Source organism: Pseudolactococcus plantarum (genome assembly GCF_002441715.1).
Lineage (GTDB): Bacteria > Bacillota > Bacilli > Lactobacillales > Streptococcaceae > Pseudolactococcus > Pseudolactococcus plantarum.
Map to the genome: position 1 here is coordinate 156,990 of NZ_JXJX01000002.1, position 21,381 is coordinate 178,370.

Annotated in this window: 20 protein-coding genes; all 20 read right to left on the minus strand. The window is 36.7% G+C overall.

Annotation, left to right across the window (positions count from 1 at the left end; all coding sequences use genetic code 11):
* Positions 1 to 2: 2 nt before the first annotated feature.
* Entirely contained in the window at positions 3 to 1,052 is a 1,050-nt protein-coding gene (locus RU87_RS01780) for a D-alanine--D-alanine ligase (RefSeq protein ID WP_068162642.1), read from the minus strand.
* A 171-nt stretch (positions 1,053 to 1,223) separates the two neighbouring features.
* Entirely contained in the window at positions 1,224 to 1,823 is a 600-nt protein-coding gene (gene recR / locus RU87_RS01785; RefSeq protein WP_068162639.1) for a recombination mediator RecR, read from the minus strand.
* Positions 1,824 to 1,920: 97 nt separating this feature from the next.
* Complete coding sequence (locus RU87_RS01790; protein WP_068162635.1) at positions 1,921 to 2,649, minus strand: hypothetical protein; 729 nt, start codon at positions 2,647 to 2,649, stop codon at positions 1,921 to 1,923.
* Between the two features lie 167 nt (positions 2,650 to 2,816).
* Positions 2,817 to 5,600 (minus strand): type VII secretion protein EsaA, encoded by a 2,784-nt coding sequence (gene esaA / locus RU87_RS01795; RefSeq protein ID WP_068162633.1) that lies wholly within the window; start codon positions 5,598 to 5,600, stop codon positions 2,817 to 2,819.
* A gap of 314 nt (positions 5,601 to 5,914) precedes the next feature.
* The gene (locus tag RU87_RS01800) at positions 5,915 to 6,325 is read right to left on the minus strand and encodes a DUF4176 domain-containing protein (protein ID WP_096835793.1); all 411 of its coding nucleotides are present in this window, start codon (positions 6,323 to 6,325) and stop codon (positions 5,915 to 5,917) included.
* A gap of 68 nt (positions 6,326 to 6,393) precedes the next feature.
* Positions 6,394 to 7,068 (minus strand): hypothetical protein, encoded by a 675-nt coding sequence (locus RU87_RS01805; RefSeq protein WP_068162626.1) that lies wholly within the window; start codon positions 7,066 to 7,068, stop codon positions 6,394 to 6,396.
* Positions 7,069 to 7,083: 15 nt separating this feature from the next.
* Positions 7,084 to 8,544 carry a T7SS effector LXG polymorphic toxin gene (locus RU87_RS01810; protein ID WP_068162624.1) on the minus strand — a complete coding sequence of 487 codons (1,461 nt, stop codon included), beginning with the start codon at positions 8,542 to 8,544 and terminating at the stop codon, positions 7,084 to 7,086.
* Positions 8,541 to 8,807, minus strand: a complete 267-nt coding sequence (locus RU87_RS01815) for a hypothetical protein (protein ID WP_068162620.1) — start codon at positions 8,805 to 8,807, stop codon at positions 8,541 to 8,543. The genes RU87_RS01810 and RU87_RS01815 overlap by 4 nt, the downstream gene beginning before the upstream one ends.
* A gap of 10 nt (positions 8,808 to 8,817) precedes the next feature.
* Entirely contained in the window at positions 8,818 to 9,132 is a 315-nt protein-coding gene (locus RU87_RS01820; RefSeq protein ID WP_068162617.1) for a hypothetical protein, read from the minus strand.
* Between the two features lie 60 nt (positions 9,133 to 9,192).
* A complete protein-coding gene (locus RU87_RS01825; protein WP_068162614.1) occupies positions 9,193 to 9,600 on the minus strand; it encodes a DUF4176 domain-containing protein in 408 nt (135 codons plus the stop codon).
* Positions 9,593 to 14,113: a type VII secretion protein EssC gene (essC, locus tag RU87_RS01830; RefSeq protein ID WP_068162605.1), complete on the minus strand. Its 4,521-nt coding sequence runs from the start codon at positions 14,111 to 14,113 to the stop codon at positions 9,593 to 9,595. The genes RU87_RS01825 and essC overlap by 8 nt, the downstream gene beginning before the upstream one ends.
* A 1-nt stretch (position 14,114) precedes the next feature.
* A complete protein-coding gene (gene essB, locus RU87_RS01835; RefSeq protein WP_068162602.1) occupies positions 14,115 to 15,242 on the minus strand; it encodes a type VII secretion protein EssB in 1,128 nt (375 codons plus the stop codon).
* On the minus strand, positions 15,242 to 15,493 hold the full coding sequence (locus RU87_RS01840) for an EsaB/YukD family protein (RefSeq protein ID WP_068162599.1): 252 nt from the start codon (positions 15,491 to 15,493) through the stop codon (positions 15,242 to 15,244). Before RU87_RS01840 ends, essB begins: the two co-directional genes overlap by 1 nt.
* The gene (locus RU87_RS01845) at positions 15,490 to 15,960 is read right to left on the minus strand and encodes a hypothetical protein (RefSeq protein ID WP_068162597.1); all 471 of its coding nucleotides are present in this window, start codon (positions 15,958 to 15,960) and stop codon (positions 15,490 to 15,492) included. Before RU87_RS01845 ends, RU87_RS01840 begins: the two co-directional genes overlap by 4 nt.
* Positions 15,961 to 16,002: 42 nt before the next feature.
* Complete coding sequence (locus tag RU87_RS01850) at positions 16,003 to 16,296, minus strand: WXG100 family type VII secretion target (protein WP_197456621.1); 294 nt, start codon at positions 16,294 to 16,296, stop codon at positions 16,003 to 16,005.
* Between the two features lie 265 nt (positions 16,297 to 16,561).
* Positions 16,562 to 18,676, minus strand: a complete 2,115-nt coding sequence (locus RU87_RS01855) for a penicillin-binding transpeptidase domain-containing protein (RefSeq protein ID WP_068162591.1) — start codon at positions 18,674 to 18,676, stop codon at positions 16,562 to 16,564.
* A gap of 141 nt (positions 18,677 to 18,817) precedes the next feature.
* Positions 18,818 to 19,513, minus strand: coding sequence for a phosphoglycerate mutase (locus tag RU87_RS01860; protein WP_068162589.1), 696 nt, complete (start codon positions 19,511 to 19,513; stop codon positions 18,818 to 18,820).
* A gap of 137 nt (positions 19,514 to 19,650) precedes the next feature.
* Positions 19,651 to 20,556, minus strand: a complete 906-nt coding sequence (locus RU87_RS01865; RefSeq protein ID WP_068162586.1) for a LysR family transcriptional regulator — start codon at positions 20,554 to 20,556, stop codon at positions 19,651 to 19,653.
* Positions 20,557 to 20,612: 56 nt separating this feature from the next.
* A complete protein-coding gene (locus RU87_RS01870) occupies positions 20,613 to 20,996 on the minus strand; it encodes an MmcQ/YjbR family DNA-binding protein (protein WP_068162583.1) in 384 nt (127 codons plus the stop codon).
* A gap of 25 nt (positions 20,997 to 21,021) precedes the next feature.
* Positions 21,022 to 21,300: a helix-turn-helix transcriptional regulator gene (locus RU87_RS01875; RefSeq protein ID WP_068162582.1), complete on the minus strand. Its 279-nt coding sequence runs from the start codon at positions 21,298 to 21,300 to the stop codon at positions 21,022 to 21,024.
* Between the last annotated feature and the right edge of the window lie 81 nt (positions 21,301 to 21,381).

The window sequence follows — 21,381 nt, forward strand, 5'->3', positions numbered from 1 at the left end:
GCTTAATGTTGTAACTTACTTTCTCGAATATCGAATGCTTCAATAGCCAGATCCACTAAACTTTCGATCAAATCAGGATAAGACAAGCCCATATTTTCCCATAAAAGTGGGTACATAGAAAATTCGGTGAACCCTGGAATCGCATTAATCTCATTCAAGTAAAGCTGATGATCCTCTGTTAAGAAAAAGTCACAACGCGACATCCCAACACCTGCGACTGCACGATAGGCTCTTGCTGCGATTTCTCGCATTTTTGTCATGATGTCATCAGGAATTTCTGCTGGTATAGCCATGGTAATCTGATTATCGATATATTTTGACTGATAATCATAAAACTCAACTGCTTTGACAACTTCGCCAGCCAGAGTTGTTTTGACATCTGAATTACCTAAAACAGCAACTTCGATTTCTCTCGCATTTACACCTTGTTCTATCAAGATACGATTATCATATTTTTTTGCTTCAGTGATGGCATCTCGTAATTGTGATGCATCTGAGACTTTAGAAATACCCACAGATGAGCCCATATTTGCTGGTTTAACAAATACTGGATAACTGAGTTTATCAGCAACTTCTGATATTTTTTCGTCTATCTGCGTTAAATCAGTCAAGGCAACATAAGGGACTTGTGGGACATCAACAGATTCAAAAACGTGTTTTGCCATAATCTTATCCATCGTCACACTGGCTGATGTGATACTTGGTCCGACATAGGGCATTTTGAGGATTTCTAAGAAACCTTGGATAGACCCATCTTCACCCATAGGCCCATGAAGCACTGGAAAGACAACCGCATCTTTTTCATAGATACTCGCAGGAGAGACGATAGCTGAGGCATCAATCGTCCCATTTGTCATTAATTTTGTTCCAGCTTTTGGTGTTTCATCAAAGGTCTGTGTCTTGATGAAGTCACCTGTTTGTGTGATAAAAAATGTTTTCACGCTAAATTTGTCATAATTTACAGCAAATATGACACTCTCTGCTGATAAGACTGATACTTCACGTTCAGCACTACGACCACCATATAGTAAAACCAATACTTTTTTTGTCATCACATCTCCTTGAAAAATATAGTTATCCATATTATATCACAAAAAATCACTAACTCGCAGCTTATAAAACCAGATAAACGACATCAGATCCCCCCACCAATGCTATAAAATCATGCGATTTATCTGATAAAAAAAAGCACTATTGGCTTTCTTTTTATGATGGATATAAACTTATATTTCTTGACGATTTTCAACCGCTTTACTTAAAGTCACCTCGTCTGCATATTCGATATCACTACCGACAGCTAATCCGCGTGCCAGGCGTGTCACCTTAATTCCTGCTGGTTTTATCATGCGTGCTAAGTACATAGCTGTCGCTTCCCCATCACTCGTGGCATTGGTTGCGATGATAATCTCTGTTACGGTACTATCCATCAAGCGTGTAATTAAAGATTTGACGTTAATATCATCTGGACTGACGCCATTCATCGGACTAATAGTGCCATGTAAGACATGGTATAAGCCAGTATATTCTCTAATTCTCTCCATCGCTAACACATCTTTTGATTCTTCAACTACAAAAATTGTTGTTCTGTCTCTTGACTCATCAGTACAGATATTACAGGGATCGGAATCCGTTAAATTCCCACACACACTACAAAAATGCAAATCCCTTTTAGCGGACAAGAGATTGGCCGCAAACCCATTGACATCATCATCTTGCATCCCTATCGTATAAAAAGCGAGTCTAGTTGCCGTTTTTTGACCGATACCTGGTAGCTTAGCATAGGACTCTATCAATTTAGCAATTGGTTCTGGATAATAAGCCATCGTTTTTCCTTTCTTGATAAATAGCGCGATAGCCAGTTATCACATCATTCATTCAAATACATACTTAGACTGTCAATCCCTGCTAATTAATACATCGTTAATGTAACAAATCTGATAATTTCTTGTTAACAAGCCAATAGCCTTTTTTCTCAACACCACCTGAAAACGTTAAATAGTTTTTACCATTTTTGTATTTAATGATCGATGCTTGTAAGCATATTGATTGATTAACATCTTCATTCATATAGAGTTCATTAATAGATTCGCCATCTACACTATTTGATCGTTTAAACTCAGGTTTTGTATGGACTAGTTTTTTCATTTGATCCAATATATCTTGTTGCTTTGTTACCGATGCTTGGTGTAGCTCAAACTCGTTATGATCATATGTAGCATAAGCAACAAATTTAGGGTTTAAAAAGTCAAATGTTTCTGAGATATGTGTTAATTTTTGATTGCACCATATCTGCTCCCCTACTGATTGCTCACCAGGCGTCATCTCTACAATCATTTTTTGCTTTGGTATTGTAGCAATTTCCCAAAATTGACGTGTCATATTATTTTTTGAATCTTGATTTTGCTTATCTCCTAAATAAGATGATTTCCCAAATATCTTTATATTTTTTCCTTGACCACTGAAATTTACCATAAGATAAGGTGCAGGGTAGTAAGTCTTACCTTGAAAGACAAGTGAATCTATTTTTTTATGTGTATGATGATAAATCACGCCTATTGAGCCCAATAACAATACTATGATACCTATACCACATACCCAATATCTAAAATAAGGATGATCAGTTATTGAATATTTCACTTTATTTTTCATTTCATTTTTTTCATTTCATTTTATCCTTTAAACGTGAGTTGTCTCATTAAGCTAGAAAAGGCTTACACGCATCGTTGTGCCAATCTATGCCCTGCTACACTAGCATAATCATGACAACATATGCATCAATTATATCATATCTTAGCTGATAATTTTAATGCCATGATTTAACGTGTTTTACTGTCACGCATTTTCTTCCTGATTAGCTGTCCGATTAATAACAAGAGGACACCCGTAATTAATCCCATGACAAACAGTAGAGCTAAAGGTAGTAAAACTTTTTTTTTATCGGTCGACGTTTTATCTTGTTCGGGGGTTATATCATTGGTCAAAATAGGACTAGCAAAGAAACTATAGAGGTGTTGTGTATTTACCCCTGGTGTTCTGGTATTAGCAAGCGTTTTAGAAAATGCATCATAAAACCCTTTCACCTGACTTGCCTCTTCATTGCCCATTAAAACAAGATTATCTGTGTTAGCTAATAGATTTTTAGCATCTTTTTGTGTCAGAGTTGCTTGATTGACGAGTTGGTTAAATTGCTCCGAGTTATCTTTAACAGCCTGTGCACTTTTAGAGATTTCTTGCGTTGCTTGAGTCGTTGATGTGACTAATTTTTGGATCTGCTCATACAGGACAGTGCTAGAATCTACATAGAGTTCCGTCTTGGTACGATCATATTCTGCCCATTCTTTCATTTCAAGCGTGGTAGGATCTTGTATTTGCCAACCTTGATAGAGACGCGCAAGCATCTCTGTGATTTGAGTATACCATAAGGTTAATGCTTTCAAATTTTCCTCAAAAAACTGTTCAGGAAGATTATCTTGTAAACGCTGTTTATCAACTCGTAAACTTGACATCGCAGTATTGATCGATTTAATAGCCGCAATCACTTTACTTAAGTTTTCTTGCCCCATCATCTTGAACGCTTGTACGTCTTGATCACTTAACCGCTTACTTAGTTCGTTGACGTCAATATTACCATACATATTAAATACTGAACGTTGACTCTGATTTTTAAACTCTTCTTGTGTCAGTGCTGAAAGTAAACTCATATAATCTTCGCTAGGATCAGCGTAAAGCGTTGTGATCATACTTGAAATACCATCAATTTTAGAAAACCAACTCATGATTTCTTGCAAGTTTTCTTGAGCATCTTGCGTTATGTTTGCAAGACCTGCTTTTGGTAGTAGCACGAAATGATCGGTAGTTTCAAACACTTTTTCGTTTGTTAGTTGATTCAGCCATGTTGTCTCTAAACTAAGACTTTGGTCATCAGCTAAAGTGATGTGAAGCTCAACATCAAAGCTTTTAGGTGCCCCTTTTCCTTTTGCCTCATCTGCTGTAGTCGGTAGTGGATTTGCTAACACAATACGATTATCACGCGACACAGTAATACCTGTTTTGGTTACAGGAGAAATTCTCACGTTAGCTGGAAAAGCAGAAGATTGATAGGTCATTCCTGCGGGAACTGTAATCGTCATCTTACGTGTCATTGTTTGATCACTTGCTTCAAGCGTTTTAGCATCACTAAGCATGACTGTGCCACCACCTAATTCAAAAGCTGTCGCATACTGATCAATCACTTGAAGCTGTGCTTCAATCTTACATTTTGTATCAAAATCAATCATCCCCATATCAAGCAAACTATCTAGTTTATACTCTGCTACATCTAGAGAAACGCTACTAATCTGCTGTGCCACTTTGTCTAAATACGGACTATCTGATAGATTATCCGTTTTACTAAGAGAGGTTTTTATTTTATTAGCCAGTGCCTGCCTGATCTTGTTATCATCTTTTTGGGAGTCTGAAAGATTGTCAAAATTCTCTACTGTCGCTGACACTTCTGCATCAAAAAATTGATAATACAAGTCATTTACTAAATCAAGCAGATCTGTGCGACTATTGGTTAGCGTTGTAATTTGATCTGAAATGTCCCCTCGTACGGCTACAATAAGCTGATTGTAAGTTTTTATCTGCTGAGTTAACTCTGGAAGTTGACCTATTTCTTTATCTGCTAAATCCTTACTAGATAGAGCACCCAACTGGTTTACTAGACTTGTGCTTAAGTTATCAAATTGACTAAAATAGAAATCTTGATCGGTTCGTGCTTGGTTTTTAATCCCCTGATTACCATTATCGACATTAATCTTAGCTATTTTCTTTTGTGTATCAAAATAACTGATAAGTTGAGGTAATTGGCTAGTAAACCTCTCACCGGTCTGAGTCATTAACTTTTTAGTACTATCTGTAAAGCTATTTTGCAAAGCAACATTAGCTTGATTCAGCCCATTTAATCCATTTGTACCTGAAATAAAAGTATCATAATTTGACATACTATTTTTAAAGGGGCTTTGCACTTGATTTGATAATCCCAATACTAAATCAGCTTGTTTACTTACCGTTTGCTTCATTTGATTATCAGCTTCAGCAATATTACCAGCAACACTGGCATAATACATCTTAACCACATTTTTATTAAACAAATACAAACAATTCATGATTTTGTTTTGTAAGATTTTGTCAGATAGCTCATCTTTTTGTTGCTGAATCTTGTAATCAATCTTAGCCTTAGTTGGATTCAGATTTTGTAAGGTCAATAAATCTTTAGAAAATGTTTGAGGTAGGTAAATCACAGCATCAACCGATCCATCTTTGTATGCACGATCTGCAACAGAACGAGACACAACCTGCCAATTATACTGCTGATCATCTGATACCAAATCAACAAAGTTTTTGCCAAACGTGTACTCTTGTTTGTTAAACGTTGACATCATATCTTCATTCACCAAGGCAATCGTCGGTTTTCTCCTCCCATCAGACTTAGTTTTATCGCGAGTAGTCATCAAAGTAAACAGGCTAAACAAGCACAATAAGCTTATCGTAAGCAGACTCACAACCACTAGTGTTTTACGATTTAGATGTAAACGTGTTTTATCATTTCGTTTATTCATATTTTTTAACTATCCTTTTTTATCTTACCTAACACTACTAGTCGCTAATTGAGATGCAGTATGCCCAAGTAACTTAGCCAGTTTCAGACTCGTGTTCGTGATACTGTGTTTGTTTTTATCATTTATCTGATTTAACCTTTCTTACCAAACTGTAAATCCTAGTCAGTTGTATTTCAACCCGATTATCATCAGTTGTTATGTAGATTAATCTTATGATAGGTCAGTTGTTTCTTTAGTATCTACTAATGATTATTAATGACTTATATAAAATCATCACTAGTCATTAGTAGAATTTTTCTACTAATAGCTTAAAGCTAATCTTCTAAGTCACGAATCGAAGCAAAAAGATCTTCCTCTTCACTAATAATTTCTTGATCTATGATTTGTAGATCATTTGTTCTCTCATCAGATATCTCTTTAATTTCTGAATGACGTTGCTCAATAGCTTGATCAATATAGCTTATAAAAAGCGTATCATCGTCATCTGTAAAACCATGAAATATGACTTTTGATATCTGGTCTTCATTGAAATACACTAAAGAGTCTTCAATTAACCCTTGGGGATAAAGAAAAGCACCATAATCATAATAACTTTCCTCTACCAACATCCCACGTGCAATAATAATCAGTTTTTGTGTTGTTTGTTTTAAAATAATAATACTTCCTAAAGGAAGAAATTTACTTTCTTTTACGATCTGTTTTAACCTCTTTTTCTTATTTTGTATTTAAATATAAAACTAAAATTGTCATTTACTTTATCCCATTTCATTTTCCAAATATAGGTTGTGTAAACTTACCCGTTCTTCTTTTTAGTTTTTTGTTTATCCTTAATTGCTTCATTATGCGAATCTATTATTTTTTGAAGTTTTGAGACAAAAATTTTTCTAGGATACTTTAAGCCAAATATCACTGACAAAGTTGGCAATACAAAAAGTATTGTAATACCAAATATTCTTAATAAAAGAATATTATGAATTTTATAATCCCCAAAGCCTGCGCCAAGCCAGCAAGCCAAAATTAATAACAGTATTGTATAAGAAGTGAACAAAATCAATATCCCTCCAAATGGCTTTTCTTCCAGAAAATCTACGGCTGTTTGACTCACTTTATTTTTTTGTAATTTAACCATTCGTACAACTCTTCTAATAACATAGAAATGAAGGTAAATATTACCTATCAAAAAAATTAAACTACCAAATATAAAAATACTTATTGCTATTAATCCTTTGAAATCTATAAAAAAAGTTGTAATAATAGTTGCAGCAACTATTGTCTCTACCAGTATATAGACAGAGCCCACGGATGTATAAGCTATACACATTCCCCAATGATTCTGATAATAGTTTTCAATCAACATAGGTAAAAATATTACAAATACTATCCCCAATAGCAACGAACATAAACCAGCACCAACGACTGGTAAGAGCGCATGATTATTTTGTGTTAAATATGCAACTAAAATTGTCATTTACTTTATCTCATTTCATTTTCCAAATACAGGCTGTGTAAACTGACCCGATAGTTTTGTTAGCCCAACTAATTTCTTAGTCGTTGCTTTATCTGATTCATTACCTCTAAAAACTGCATCATAAATAGGATCAAGAACCATAGCACCTGCCATTTTTTTAGCTGTACTTTCCACTGTTGCCTGACCGTAGACCAGGGTGATTTGTTTCACCGCAAACTTATTTAACTTAGCACCTTCCGCAAAGTGAGGTAGCAGTTGTGATGTTAAGACATTCTTATTATGCCCCATGACACTGACTGCTTTAGACATCGGATTCCCAAAAACAATCTCTGACCCACTGAAAGCGGTTTTAAAGATTGGTCTCACTTCACCAATCGCTCCCTTGGCCACACCAGCGTTAACAAGTTTACTATATGCTGCACCGCTGCCAGCTACTCCTGCTAGTATACTCGTACCAGCCCATAGCCCTTGCGCAGTACCTCTGTTAACACCTAACAATTTCTCGAAAACAGATACACCAAAATTAGTAGTACTACCAGTCCATCCTTGATATGCATCTGAAGCAATGTCTACTCCTGCGGGCAAGGACGAGATAATCAAAGCTGCTGCAAGTGGTGCTCCTGCACCACCAGTCGCAACAGTAATCGCGGCACCTGCTAATAGGAAAAATACATCTCTACCTAAGTTTTCCCAGCCCTTTTTTTTCGCTGCTTCTTTTTGTATTCTATTTTGATCTACTTGATAATATTTGCCTATCTGTTGCCAATCCTTCTGAAAGGCTTTTTGATTAGTTTTATCACTTGCCGATTTCGCGTTTACTTTAAATGCATCTAAAAAATCTGTTGTCAGTAATGCATTAAAACTACCTGAATGATAAGCATAGCCTCTCGGGACTTTCAATGTCTGCTTTAAAAGTGATTTTGTGCGTGCAATTAGCTCCTGAACTTGATCAAATCCTGGATCATGTTGTTCATAACTTTCCCACCTCTCTTTTAATTTTTGAGCAGTCTGTTTCATATGATCCATCTCTTTAGCAACTTGGCCAATACGATATCCTCCTGCACCACCTAGGTAAACAAGATCATTTACTTCATTTGAAATAGCTTTCAATTGTCTCTCCAAACTCGTAAAATCAGATTGCTGTGACGTTAACTGACGAACATGTGCATTCAAATCTTCTCTTATAAGTTTAAAATCATGGTTACCATCCACTTGTAAATAGCCATTAATATATTTCCCTAAAGCCATCTGATAGTTGTTTAGGGCTAATTGCAGGGTTTGGATTAACGTTAGATGTACTTCACCGATATAGGCTTTCATCCCATCTGCTGCTTTACCTTTAATCTTATTCGTACTGACCAACTGATTAAGCGCTTGGCTCAGCTCCCCCAATGGTTCAGTTCTATTTTTTAACCCACTTGATATTCTTATGGCAAGATCAGTTAGAGCATCGTAATAAAGTTCATCATTACTCATTTACTGGCCTCCTTATCTGTTTGTTGTATATTTATACCCACTTGTTTAAATTCCTTTAAATCGTGCTCTACCATCTCACCATAGGCAGAGACTAATCTTGACAGATCATCATAAATCTGAAAAATTGTTTGGATATGCTTGACTTTTAGATGAGCAGTACTTGTATTCAGGCCATTTCTTACTCCTGATACTTTTGAGGTAATACTACCTACTTTCATCGTGACAGTTTCATATCCTTTACTATCTAATTTTTGTTGTCCCATATAAACCCTCCTACAAAAATGTCACCATTGCTAAAGCTTGTACTTTTTTGCCTGGATCTTCAATTGACCAGGCAAGACTATACATTTTACTTCTACACGTTGAGATAGCTTCTTCGATTTCTGGTGCCACCCTTGCCAATTGTTGTGTTGCTTGTTGATAGTGAGTATCGAACTGACTACTTTTTACTCGGCCAGACCATTGATTACTCCCTGCAGATTTAAACTGTACAAAATTCAAATCATAAACTGAATACATCACATTTTTTAGCCTATCTACACACCGATTCAACCGTCTAATTCTATTTAATTTCTCTGAATCACTCATTATTAGTCTCCTATCATTATTTTTTTCATACAAAAGCGCTAAATAATATTTATTTCTGACTTAAGAACTTTTATATTTCTTTTTAAGTTCATAAAATGGATCATATGGATGCTCACTTTCAGTTTCAATACTAACATCATTAGTATCTTTCTTTAAATCAGACTCTTTTATAGCGTCATTTGTATTTTGAGGTGCTTCCACTATGTTTTCAATCTGTTTTTTTGTAAATGCAATATCCAATTCATCTTCATGTCCTTGATGGACTACTTTAATGATCTTTTCCGAGGAAATAATCATTGTTTTATATTTATCGTTTTGTCCATAAGGATGAGGTATACCTGCATATCCTGAAATTATTTCACCGTTCTTTTTTTGAAAGCCACGAGAGATAATAATATAAAGGCTAGTATCATTTTTTATTTTTACTGCTGTCCCTAAAGGGAGAAGCTTTGGTATTTTTTCAGACATCACTTACTCCTTTGAATAATTCAGGTAGTTTGAGTTTACTATAAGATGAGCCACCTCTTATCACAAAATAACTGTCTTGAATAGAGAGCTCAGCTTCACTTGTTGATCCTGTTCCTTTGATTAATGCACTATCATAAATTCTTGATCCAACTAATCCTGAAAATTTGAGTTGCCGAAGTACTTTTGGTACATCATCAAAACTTTTAGAAATATATTCATGGGGACCAAAAATAATAATATCCAATCCGGCTTTATACGTATTTTTTAGCAAGACCAAAAAATCATTCGCTGAAATAGCTGTTTTTTGAATAAAATCTTGGATATTGGAGATGACTAGGATGATACTTTCACCTACCTCATGTTTTTTTACTAATTTTCCATACCCAATCATCCCTTTTATGATAGCTCTAGTTTCCTTTTTATCTGTAATTAATGTCATATTTGCTGATAAACCAGATTGATCTATTGCATCTTCAAAACTATCATTAAAATCAACCAGTAATACTTCTCTTTGTACTTTGGATATTTGTCTCAACAAGAGCTGTTGATAAAGTATATTTTGCTCATCATCCATCGGCGCAAATATGAAATAAGGTTGCTGACCTGAAACGAACCCAAGCACTTCAGTTGTTTCATAGGACATACCAAATGGCATTTTTTCAACTTTTTGCCACTGAATAACATCTGGTAATGCCTCAAAAGTTTCCCCTGTAAATTCATCGGGCACCATAGGAATTTGAGGAGGTCTCACTCCCGTCCAATTTTTATCAAGTGTGATAACGTCATACTCAAGATTAGCTAGTAGCGCTGTACTAGTGTCGCCAGCTACTGGTAGATAGAACTGGATAGATGTTGGTACATCTCGCATGATTTGACCTCGACCAACTTTGGTTTCTTGCTGAACATAATCACGTCCCATGATAGTCGTTACTTCGCTTTCATCATTCAGATAAAGGACCATCTTAGTTGAGATCGCACTCATCATGTTCATCCGAACAGCACCAACTCGACTAGCAGTTAATATCAGATACACACCTAGACTTGGACCCTCACGTAAAACTTGTAATAAGATATTGTCTATTTGATCTTTTCGATTATCGTTGCTACTCAGACCATCGTAGTTATCTAAAAGATTCAATATAATCGGTAGACTTGTTTTTGTCTTAGCTTCATACTGCTCTAGGCTAGCAACACCTGCTGTTTTAAATGCACGTTTACGTTCTGCTAAAGTCTCTGACATACTTGCTAACATTTTGCCGAGTTTTTCTGCTTCCTCTAAGGTCACAATATCAGCCACATGTGGTAAGTCTTTAAGTGGTAATAAACCATTATTACCAAAGTCCAATAAGTTAACATGGAGTTGTTCTGGCGTATTCACTTTTGCTAAATTTAAAGTCAGCGTTTGAAGTACTGTCGATTTACCATAACCACTACTTGCAAATATTACCGTGTTACCCGCTTTAGCAAGATCAAAATCGTAGTTCTCTTGTACTTGATCACTTGGTACATCTAGCAATCCTAATGGCACTTTCAAAGTACGTTGACCGGTAGCTTTAACTACAGGTGTAGGAATATTATCTTCAAGATTAGGCAACCAAGGTTTATCTGGTTGACTATAGTTTGAGTGCTTAAAGGTTTTGACGATTTCTTTGATTGTGGATTGAAGTTGTGTTGGCACATCTGCTTTGACGATATCTTGATCAACGATGTCTTCTCGTGGATCATAAATCAATTCCCACTGTCCTGATGTGTGGATATGATAAATACGTTCATCTTGGATGGCTTCTCTTGTAGCATGAGGGGTATAGTCAACACCACCATACCCTGATTGGAAGAGTTCATAGACCTCACTTTCCCCAACACGCAGATAGCCACGACCCGCTTGTGTGATATGTGCGGCATCTCCTGTTTTAATCAAGGCTTTCGAATTTGCTTCATCTGACATTTTAAGTGCCACTTTAGATTTCGCATTGGCATCGATCTGGTCATTCACGACTCCATCTGGTTTTTGTGTCGCAAGAATCAAGTGAACCCCTAACGAGCGACCAATCCGTGCAACTGAGGTCAATTCATCTAAGAATTCTGGCACATTTTCTTTCAACTCCGCAAACTCATCAGAAACTAACATGAGATGTGGGAGAGGTTTACTTGGATAATTGATCCCCTCACGTGGCGATGATTTACGTTCACGATACAGTTTCGTATATCCTGCGATACTTGTCACACCGTATGTTCTAAACTCCCGTTGCCTTTTTTTGAGCTCGGCATTAATAGATGCTAGTGCCCTCGCTGTACCAGCCCCATCCAAGTTAGTGATAGACCCCATAAAGTGAGGCAGATCTGCTAAAGTATCAGCGATCCCACCTCCTTTCCAATCGATGATTAACATACCGATATCCTCTGGTGAGAAGTTAATGGCAAGTCCCATCAAAAAGGTCGTTAAAAATTCAGATTTCCCAGAACCTGATGTGCCGCCGACAATCGCATGCGGGCCATGTACTTGTTCATGTAAATCCCAAAAAGCGGGTTCTTTCTTCCCTTTCCACCCAATCATAGACGCAATAGACTGACTCGGATCAGCTGTAGCCCAACGTTCATCAATAGTCAGCGCTTCGACCGTTTCAACCATATATTGTTCGAGTAAACTCAATCGGTCAGGAATGGCATTTTTTTCTACCTCCATATGCACTAATCCTGAAAGTTTTCGAAGGGTTACCTCAAAACTTTCCTTACTGTCAAGAGCGGGATATGGTTGATAGAGCTTATCTAAGTGCTGGCCATTATCTTGAATAACGATGCCAGTTTGATGGTTTTTCACTTCTACAAGTGCTGTAATCGTTTCAGGTAAGAGTTTTTGATTCTCTTTACACCAAATCACTGTCACACCTAAATCATGCATATCCTCAGCTAGAAATTCATTAAGACCATGACCTGCAAGATAGCTATCGTCAAAAATAGTAAAGACAAAATGAGGCAAGAAAGTAGGGTTTTCTCGACCTGCTGCAGCTAATACTTGTTTCCTTGAATTCACAATTTGATAAAAACTTGATAGGACCATATCTCGTGATTTAGCGTTATAGACAAGCCCTCGTGTATTGATTGATTTAAGTTTAAAATGTGGTAAGAAGCGCCAGTTGTCCCAACTTTTTGTATAAGTAGCTTCAGGCACTAAAGTAATCAAGTTAACATCTCTATACGAATGGAAAAACGCCAGTTGTAAATACAAGTTTTCAACCGTCTGTCTTAACGCCTCATCATTTCCGATTAAGCCTAAGGTTTGATTGCTTAACGATAAAACAACCGGAACATCTGGCTGTTGACTAAATGTTCCAACTATCTGTTTAACGTGTGTAGCCCAGTCATCTTCATCTCTTGACGTATAATCGCTTGTCACCTTCAAAGTTGAGGCTTGCTCACCTGTTCCTAATGACACTTGTAAAAAATCTTTATGATTCACCATACGTTCATACAAACGGGCATCATATTTATCAATCATCTCAAGCAATAACTCAGGTGAAACATGTTGATAGTGAAGGATTTGTCTTTCTTTTCGGTGTGCAAGACCGAGTTGACCTGTTAATTTGACTAGATAGTGTTGGTAGTCTACTTCACGATGACTTTCTCTCGCCAATCGGTCTTGTTTATCTGTACGATACTGAGTGATCGTAAAGGTCACCGTCATGAGACTAGCAAGTGCTGTAGCCATCATCATCATGGGATTACGCCCGCTCATGAGTGTCACCGCACTACCTGCTACCAACATCCCGACTGGTGGTAGAATAGCTTTCAGTAAACCATCTTTAGGGGCTTGTTCTTTATCTTCGATCTTTTCATACTTAAATGTTGCATCAGGTAGCTGTAAATTTAATCTTGGAGAACGCCGATACTCAGGGAAATCTTGCGGATTTTCAAGTTTGCGATGTTGCGGTAAGAAAAACTCAGGATTGAAAATAATGTCTTTTGAAAAAGTCGTCACTTTCCATTGGTCTGGTCGTCTTTCTAACATTAAATCAGGGGTTAAAATCGTGTCGCCAACTTTAAATTCACAAGACATACTCTGCGTGATTTTATCATCATTATAGTAAACAAACTCTCCCAAAGGGTTAATCAGAACGTTGGGCTGTTTCGCATTTGTGTTATCAATCATTAATAGAGTATCATCTAAGGTTCGAATGGCACAGTGCTCATTTTGATTATGAATGATCACTTCCTGGGTATCTAAAACTAAAAAATGGGTCTGTAACACTTGCTTTGGTAATACCAAAAAACTCAGACCGCCTATGTCGTTTTTACCAGTTGTCGCTTTATCACCATTTAGCATCACTTTGTCATCTACAATGCCACATGGCTTGCCCTCATAAGCAACACTCATTTTTGAGTCAGTAAGTGTGATACGAGCTAACTGGTCTTTCAAAATAAAAATAATATAGAGAATTTCTTCAGGATGGCGGACATCATATAAGAAATTTTGGTTGTCTTGTGTCCCATGTGCTGTATCAAATAATGTTGTCATCTTATTTTCCTAAACTTTTACTGAGCTCTTGAATTTGCTTATGATACGTTTCAAGTTTCTTTTGTTTGGTTTCGCCATTCATCGTCGTATTTAATTTCGTGGCTTGGTAGAGATCTGTATATGCAAGTAGTGTCAACTGATCATCGCCTATATTTTTAGCCATATCTAGTGCTTTTTCAAATTCACCGCGTCCCTGATAAATCCAATAATTTAGGGTATTATCATCTGTCACAGCAGAGATGTTATTTAACACTGCCTGTTTTTGCGACACCGTTAAGTCTGCCAACTGAATCGCAGATGATGCCAGGATAAAGCGAGCATTTTTTGGCAGTTCTTTTGGTTGATAGGTTTTCAAATCGTTCAAAGACTTATCATAATGCTTGGTGATAAAATCAGCTTGTGCTGAGATAATTGCTTCTTTTTTCGGTATGGTAAATCTGCGATCGATAGTCATAAAACTCCCCATCACGATGGCCAAAAGCAACCCAATTATGCCAGTATATTTGAAGATATAGTAGCGGACTTTGGCAACTTTAATATGATTTTTTGCGTCTTTTTGTTTTAATTTGGCTAATTTCTCGGATACAGTACGGTGGAGGGTTTCAAAATCCTCACTTGCCGAAATTGCTTGACTATTTGCGTCTTTTAAGCTGATGTCTCCACCTACAACTTGATCATAGCTCAGTTTTAGACTTAACAAACACAGTACTAACGCTTTGTATTGCGAAAGCAATAACTCAGGATCAGACATCATAGGAGATAAGTTATCTTTTAGGCCGCTATGTATAAAAGTAAAGCAATCGTCAATCAAAAAAATATTTTCAGGGTGCACAAAAGGTACAGTGTAACCCAACTCTTGTGTGAGTAATCCCTTTAATTTGACCGCTAGTGTCAAACGTTCAATCTCAGACTTTGTTTCAAGCAGTAGGGTCGACAAACTTTTACTATGATTAGGGATGTCATAAGTAACTTCAAAACTATAGATATCGCTTGCAGATGCCTTAAGCGGCAATTTACTTTGAATAAACGCTAATCCTTGTGGGTGGACTTGTGTCCCTATCAAAAAAACGGTTAGGTTTGTGTCTCTTTTTTCAAGTGCTAAGGTGTTTTGTCCATCAAAACAGTTCATCATTCTTCTCCTACAATCAGTTGCAAAATATCACCATTCCCCAATCCTAATTCAGCTAAAGTCAAGTGACTAGCAAATACTAGTGTTTTGCCTTTCACCGTAAAGTGCCAGTGAGGAGGTAAACTTTGTTTATTTTTTTCAAAAGCTTGGCTTAATAACTCAATCAAGCGAGTAGCCGTGACAGTTGATGGGACAGCTAAGTCTACTTGCTTCCCTTGCCATGCCAAACTAATTTCAAGATGGTCTTTCATCTTCTCCTCTTTCTACGCGTCCACATCCTAGACACAACAGCTGTTAAGATCAACAATGGCAGTGCGAACACTAACAAAAAAAACATCGGCTTTGTATCAGAAGGCTGCGTCGATTTCGCAACAGGTAGGTGTGTCTGTTTATAAGTTTTAAACAAATTTGTTTTAAGCGGTTGATAATCTTTTTGGTATAAATCATTTTGGCTCGTCCGATTAAAATCAAGCTTCTGAATCAGTTGACGACAACTGACAGTTTGATCAGCTCTCTCCTGAATTTTTTTTGTTAATGTTTCTGAAAAGAGTTGGCCACGAATATCAAACTCAGAACCACTTGATCCATCACCAGATTGATTAGTGATCACAGTCGTATTTAATTGCAGACTGCCATCACTATCAGCTAGCGTAACAGATGGTAGCAACATGATACAAACACAGCCTATGAAACTGGTTAGTAAGCTTCTATTTTTCATCCTATCTCCTAAAATAAAAAAGCACCACACGGGCGCTCTCAATTAGAATCCAAAACTTTGAGCATCTTGTGCATCTCGTTCTTCCACAGTATCCGCATATTTGTTCAACTGTTGGTTGATATTTTCTAACAAGTCTTCAAATTTTTGGACATTTTGATACAGTTGGTTATACTGCTCTAAGTACGCTTGGAAGGCTTGACCTTTCCATTCTTCGGCAATCGTGCTATTCATACTGTTCACACGTTGGATGGCTTGTTCAATCTGTTCTTTAGACTGAATGTACACTTGAGCTTGTTGTTTGAGCTCAGCAGGGGTTACACTAATTGTTGACATCATTCCCCTCTTTCTTAAATAAATCGAAATTTTCATCTTATAATGATACTGTTAATTTTAGCAAACTATCCCTTAGTTTGTCAAGGAATAACCTTAATTTAATGTAATACTTAATGTTATTTTTAAATTTTCTTATTTACATTCGAAATACTTTATTTAATTAAAAAAACTAAGAGCAGACATCTTGTCTACTCTTAGTTTTTTGTTATTTTTCAACAGTTTATCACTTGTAATAACTGACATCTTTTAGCATGTCAGCGGATGAGGTTTATTTAAACCCATACATACTATTATAAAGGTTGACAATATCTCGTGTGATATCTTGGTTGGCATGGGTTGTCACACCACCAGCTTTTATGAGTGTATCTGGTATCATCACACCAATGGCAATCTGTGGATTGTCAGAAGGTGCATAGGCGACCACATTATTAACTGAGGTATAAATTTGATTGCCACTTGCATCTAATGTATATGTTTCTGATGTACCTGTCTTAGCATTAATGCTTACATTAGCACCATTCATCACATCTTTACCAGTCGCCATACTACCACCGTGTGTCACTTGAAACATCCCTTGTTGTAATAAATTAATATTTTCTTGAGAAGTGTCGATCGTGTTCAGTGTTTTAGATGGGATTGTTTCTTTTAGTTTCCCTAAAGTACCATCTCCAGTATTACTGTAAATACCTGCTACGAGTCTAGGCGCAACACGTTTCCCATTGTTCGCAATTGTTGCGGCATATTGGGCTAATTGTAGCGGTGTATAAGTATCATACTGTCCAAAGCTTTCATCTAAATAGTTCCCAGCATCGGCATTTTGACCTAGATATCCAGGCGTTGCACCTGGGATATCTAGACCTGTTGCGACACCTAAGCCGTACTCACCATATGCTGCTCTAAGTTTTTTAAAAGAGTCGTCTAGTTTATCTGTGTAAATCGTCATCTGCGGGTGATAAGGTTGACCCATGATATCTAAAGCAGTTTGAATCATATACGTATTGGATGAGTATTCTAGGGCTTGAACTGCTGAGATAGGTAATGCACCACCATTTGTAAACCAAGACTGTTTAACTGGTGAACCAGCGATAGCAATAGGCTGGTCAGTTAAAACCTGATTACCAGATAACACATTATTTTGCCAACCTGCTGTGATCGTCGCCATTTTAACAACGGACCCCGGGGTAAATGCATTTTGTATTGCGCCTAGTGCATCATCTGTGATACTACCAGTTGTTTTATCATGAGCGATCCCACCTAAGGCATATATGGCACCACTACTTGGATTCATAACGACGGCATAGGCACCCTTAGATAGGGCACCATAACCTTCTCCTTGTAAGGCAGCAAAATTTTTCTTTAAGATATCTTGCACACCTTGTTGGAATTTAGAGTCGATGGTTAACTTAAGGTTATCTCCAGGTACTTCTTTGACCAGTGTATTTGTCTTTTTCACATCACCAGACTTGCCAACGATGATTTGCTTCACACCACTCGTACCATGTAATGCTTCTTCATAGCCTTTTTCTAAGTAAGATGTCCCCACACGATCGTTTCGTGAATACCCTTTTTTAAGATAGGCACTCAAATCTTCAGCCGGGATACCTATCTGCTCGCTCGTGACAGTCCCTACAACACTTGCAAAGGTTGGATCATGATACTCTCTCTCCCAAGTCGTACCGACTGAGATCCCTTTATATGCACGCTCATTTTCAGCGATTTCTGCCTGTTGTGTTGCTGTAAAATTACCTGAGGCGATAATTGTCGTCGCAAAATTAGACGTCGCATTCATTTTTTTATAAAGGGTAGCTGCGATCAAGGTATTTTGATCAAAATCAATATCTGATGCAGTGACTTTACTGATATATTTAGCATAAAGTTTGCCTTCATCTAATTTTTCACCAGTTTTGCGATCAATTTTGTCTTTATTTGATAGCTGACCTTGTATTTTTGCCAGATTATCTGGATCAGCTAAAAAGAAATCTTTTTTATCTCGTTCGGTCAATTCTTTTGGATTAACCGCATCTGGGATCAGGCTGACTAGTTTAGTGGCAACTTGACGCATCGCATCCGCTGTCATTTTATTAGTACGTGTAAACGTAATCGTCTGTACAGCTTTATTGCCCACAAAAACATTCCCATTTGCATCATAGATTTGGCCCCTTGGCGCTCCTTCTGTGACAGTTGCCATAGAACCAGTAGAGATTAGTTTCTTATCATAAAATGCTTTATTAGCAATTTGCATATGATATAATCTACCGATGAGCACTAAAAACAAAGCAAAGATAACAAAAAATAGGATATTAATCCTGTTTAATATCGCTTTTGATGGGTTAACTAAAACTTTTGGAGATTGATTTTTTTTTAAACTCTTTTTCGATTTCATTAGTCTTATTATACGATAATTTGATCAAAAAAACCATCAATCATCCAATGAGATTTTTGATGGATTTTGTGCGTTTGCTCTGATATATGTCACACCGACGACAAACAAAAATAACCCGATGGTATCGGATTATCTATATGATTATTTGTCTTCCAAGTAGTATTGTGCAACTTTATTTAAGTTGTCATCAAATTCAAATACTAATGGTGGGAAGTTAGGAATTTCAAATTTCAAAATTTCATCAGCTGACATTTTGTTGATATGTTTTACCAAAGCACGGATTGAGTTACCATGTGCACCAACAAAAACATCTTTACCTTCTTTAAGCGCTGGTGCGATTTGGTCTTCCCAGAAAGGAAGTGCACGTTCAAGAGTTAATTCAAGGTTTTCTGCATCAGGAACGATTGAATCTTCTAATTGTGCATAACGACGATCGCCATGTGATGAAAATTCAGCATCATGTGCCATAGGATCTGGGCTAACATTGTATGAACGACGCCAGATAAGCACTTGCTCATCACCATATTGAACAGCAGCGTCAGCTTTGTTAAGGCCTGTTAAAGCACCATAGTGACGTTCATTTAAGCGCCAAGATTTAACAACTGGTACCCAAAGTTGGTCAGAATATTCAAGGACATAGTTAGTTGTTTTGATCGCACGTTTAAGTACTGATGTAAATGCAATATCAAATTCAATGCCTGCTTCTTTAATCAGTTCACCAGCTTTTTTAGCTTCTGCAATACCTTGTTCAGCAAGATCTACATCTGCCCAACCAGTAAAGAGATTTTTTTCATTCCATTCAGATAAGCCGTGACGCGCGAATACTAATTTTACCATGTTTTCAATTTCTCCTGTAAGATATCAAGTCTTTACTCACAATTAGCCAAAGCCAAACCAGTCAGTAAATCTTAACTTATTTTAAAACAATAACACTACTATTTTACACTATTTTCATTCTTTTTTCAATCATCATATCAAAAACTATTTTGGGCAAAATAATTCTCTAAACTGCGTTTATAAGACTTAGCTTCGTCAGATAAAGGCATATTCTTTTTCTTAATAAAGATCAGTGTATTGGTGTTCCCATCTTCTAATGGGATCACTGATATTTCATGCACACTAGCTTGGTCTATACAGCCCGATCCTGTTGCGTAAGCATCCGTTCTTTCCAAAATACCATTCAATGATGCGCGATCTGTGACATTAAAAATTTTCGTATTTTCAAATGTCTCTACAAGATCTTCTGAATAATATAAAAATTGTTCATTTTCTTGCGTAAATCTAACACGACTGAGGTTTCTAAGGTCATCATTCGTGACAAAAGGTTTACTCGCTAAGGGGTGATTTTGTCTCAAATAGATATGCGTTTTAAAGGTCATCAATTCTTCAAACTCTAAATCTAACTTATCTAGCATTCTTGTGATGCCCATTCTGTTTTGGTTATTGAGATAAGCAATCCCAACATCTGACACACCATCTGACACTTCTGTTAATATATTATAAGTCGTTGATTCAAAAAGCCTAATATTTTTGATATCTGGATTCTTCTCTGAAAACTCTACAGAAACAGGTGCTAGAAAATCATAGTGCTGGCTGGCAATCGAAAAACTATGTTGTAAAGTGGTAGGTGACATATACTTGGCTTCAAACGTATCAAAGTCACGCAAGACGCTTTGGGCTTGTTCGTAAAAACGTTCACCAGCTACAGTCAGATTAACACCTGTATTTAGTCTATCAAAAATTTTAAAGCCTAGTTCTGCTTCAAGATCCTTTACCGCAATTGACATAGATGGTTGGCTAACATAGAGTTGTTCACTAGCTTCTCTAAATGTCCCTGTATTGGCAATTGCGACAATGTATCTAAGTTGCTTAATATTCATTTTTACTCCAATAAAAAATGTATAAATTCATTATACACTTTGACTTTTTAACCAATTTAAGATGAGTGACCTCTGTTAATCCCGTCAGCAATTTCTTGTTGTCTTTTTTTGGTTAAAGACTTTAAAATCAAGTAATAGGAAGTATCAATCATCTTTTTTATCAGCTCATCTGATACTTGATCAGATGACAAATCGATTGAATTCCAGTGCGTTTTATTCATATAATAACCAGGTGTGATCGCTTCATACTGTTCGCGTAATAACTCACCATCCTCAGGCAACAACTTGAGTGTTAAAATACGAGTTCCTACTTTATTCGTCCCGAGTAGGCCAAACATCTTATCATCTAACAAGAGACGGTTAGCACCCCATTCGGCCTTATAATCAGTTTTGGCATTAGGTAAGGTAGTCGCATACGCACAAATCTCAGTATTTTCCATATCACCCCTCCAACGCAATCTTCAGCTACTCGGCGTTTTTTACTTTTCTGTTTTCCCAAAGTTCACAGCTATATTTTTCACACCATAACTCAAAATTTTCTTCATCAGACTGATTACGCTTGATAAAAATGTCATCAACTTCTACATTTAATGCTTTGGCAATTTTAAAAGCTAAGTCTAAAGATGGATCATATTTATTATTTTCAACAGCATTAATCGACTGACGTGTAGAATGTGTCAATCTCGCCAGATCTTCTTGTGAAAATTTCATGGCTTTACGTAATTTTTTAATATTATTTTCCATAAGCCCTCCTACTTTTTCTTTGTCTTCATTTGTCCTGAAACCTTTGTCATCTCTTGATTCATCTACAAATAGTCAAGAGAC

Excerpts from the sequence above, each read along its gene's own strand:
- RU87_RS01860 (WP_068162589.1), bottom strand. The coding sequence starts at position 19,513 with ATGGTAAAATTAGTATTCGCGCGTCACGGCTTATCTGAATGGAATGAA.
- RU87_RS01875 (WP_068162582.1), bottom strand. The coding sequence starts at position 21,300 with ATGGAAAATAATATTAAAAAATTACGTAAAGCCATGAAATTTTCACAA.
- RU87_RS01805 (WP_068162626.1), bottom strand. The coding sequence starts at position 7,068 with ATGACAATTTTAGTTGCATATTTAACACAAAATAATCATGCGCTCTTA.
- RU87_RS01780 (WP_068162642.1), bottom strand. The coding sequence starts at position 1,052 with ATGACAAAAAAAGTATTGGTTTTACTATATGGTGGTCGTAGTGCTGAA.
- RU87_RS01810 (WP_068162624.1), bottom strand. The coding sequence starts at position 8,544 with ATGAGTAATGATGAACTTTATTACGATGCTCTAACTGATCTTGCCATA.
- RU87_RS01840 (WP_068162599.1), bottom strand. The coding sequence starts at position 15,493 with ATGAAAGACCATCTTGAAATTAGTTTGGCATGGCAAGGGAAGCAAGTA.
- RU87_RS01850 (WP_197456621.1), bottom strand. The coding sequence starts at position 16,296 with ATGATGTCAACAATTAGTGTAACCCCTGCTGAGCTCAAACAACAAGCT.
- RU87_RS01845 (WP_068162597.1), bottom strand. The coding sequence starts at position 15,960 with ATGAAAAATAGAAGCTTACTAACCAGTTTCATAGGCTGTGTTTGTATC.
- recR (WP_068162639.1), bottom strand. The coding sequence starts at position 1,823 with ATGGCTTATTATCCAGAACCAATTGCTAAATTGATAGAGTCCTATGCT.
- RU87_RS01790 (WP_068162635.1), bottom strand. The coding sequence starts at position 2,649 with ATGAAAAATAAAGTGAAATATTCAATAACTGATCATCCTTATTTTAGA.
- essC (WP_068162605.1), bottom strand. The coding sequence starts at position 14,113 with ATGACAACATTATTTGATACAGCACATGGGACACAAGACAACCAAAAT.
- esaA (WP_068162633.1), bottom strand. The coding sequence starts at position 5,600 with ATGAATAAACGAAATGATAAAACACGTTTACATCTAAATCGTAAAACA.
- essB (WP_068162602.1), bottom strand. The coding sequence starts at position 15,242 with ATGAACTGTTTTGATGGACAAAACACCTTAGCACTTGAAAAAAGAGAC.
- RU87_RS01820 (WP_068162617.1), bottom strand. The coding sequence starts at position 9,132 with ATGAGTGATTCAGAGAAATTAAATAGAATTAGACGGTTGAATCGGTGT.
- RU87_RS01865 (WP_068162586.1), bottom strand. The coding sequence starts at position 20,556 with ATGAATATTAAGCAACTTAGATACATTGTCGCAATTGCCAATACAGGG.
- RU87_RS01825 (WP_068162614.1), bottom strand. The coding sequence starts at position 9,600 with ATGTCTGAAAAAATACCAAAGCTTCTCCCTTTAGGGACAGCAGTAAAA.
- RU87_RS01870 (WP_068162583.1), bottom strand. The coding sequence starts at position 20,996 with ATGGAAAATACTGAGATTTGTGCGTATGCGACTACCTTACCTAATGCC.
- RU87_RS01815 (WP_068162620.1), bottom strand. The coding sequence starts at position 8,807 with ATGGGACAACAAAAATTAGATAGTAAAGGATATGAAACTGTCACGATG.
- RU87_RS01855 (WP_068162591.1), bottom strand. The coding sequence starts at position 18,676 with ATGAAATCGAAAAAGAGTTTAAAAAAAAATCAATCTCCAAAAGTTTTA.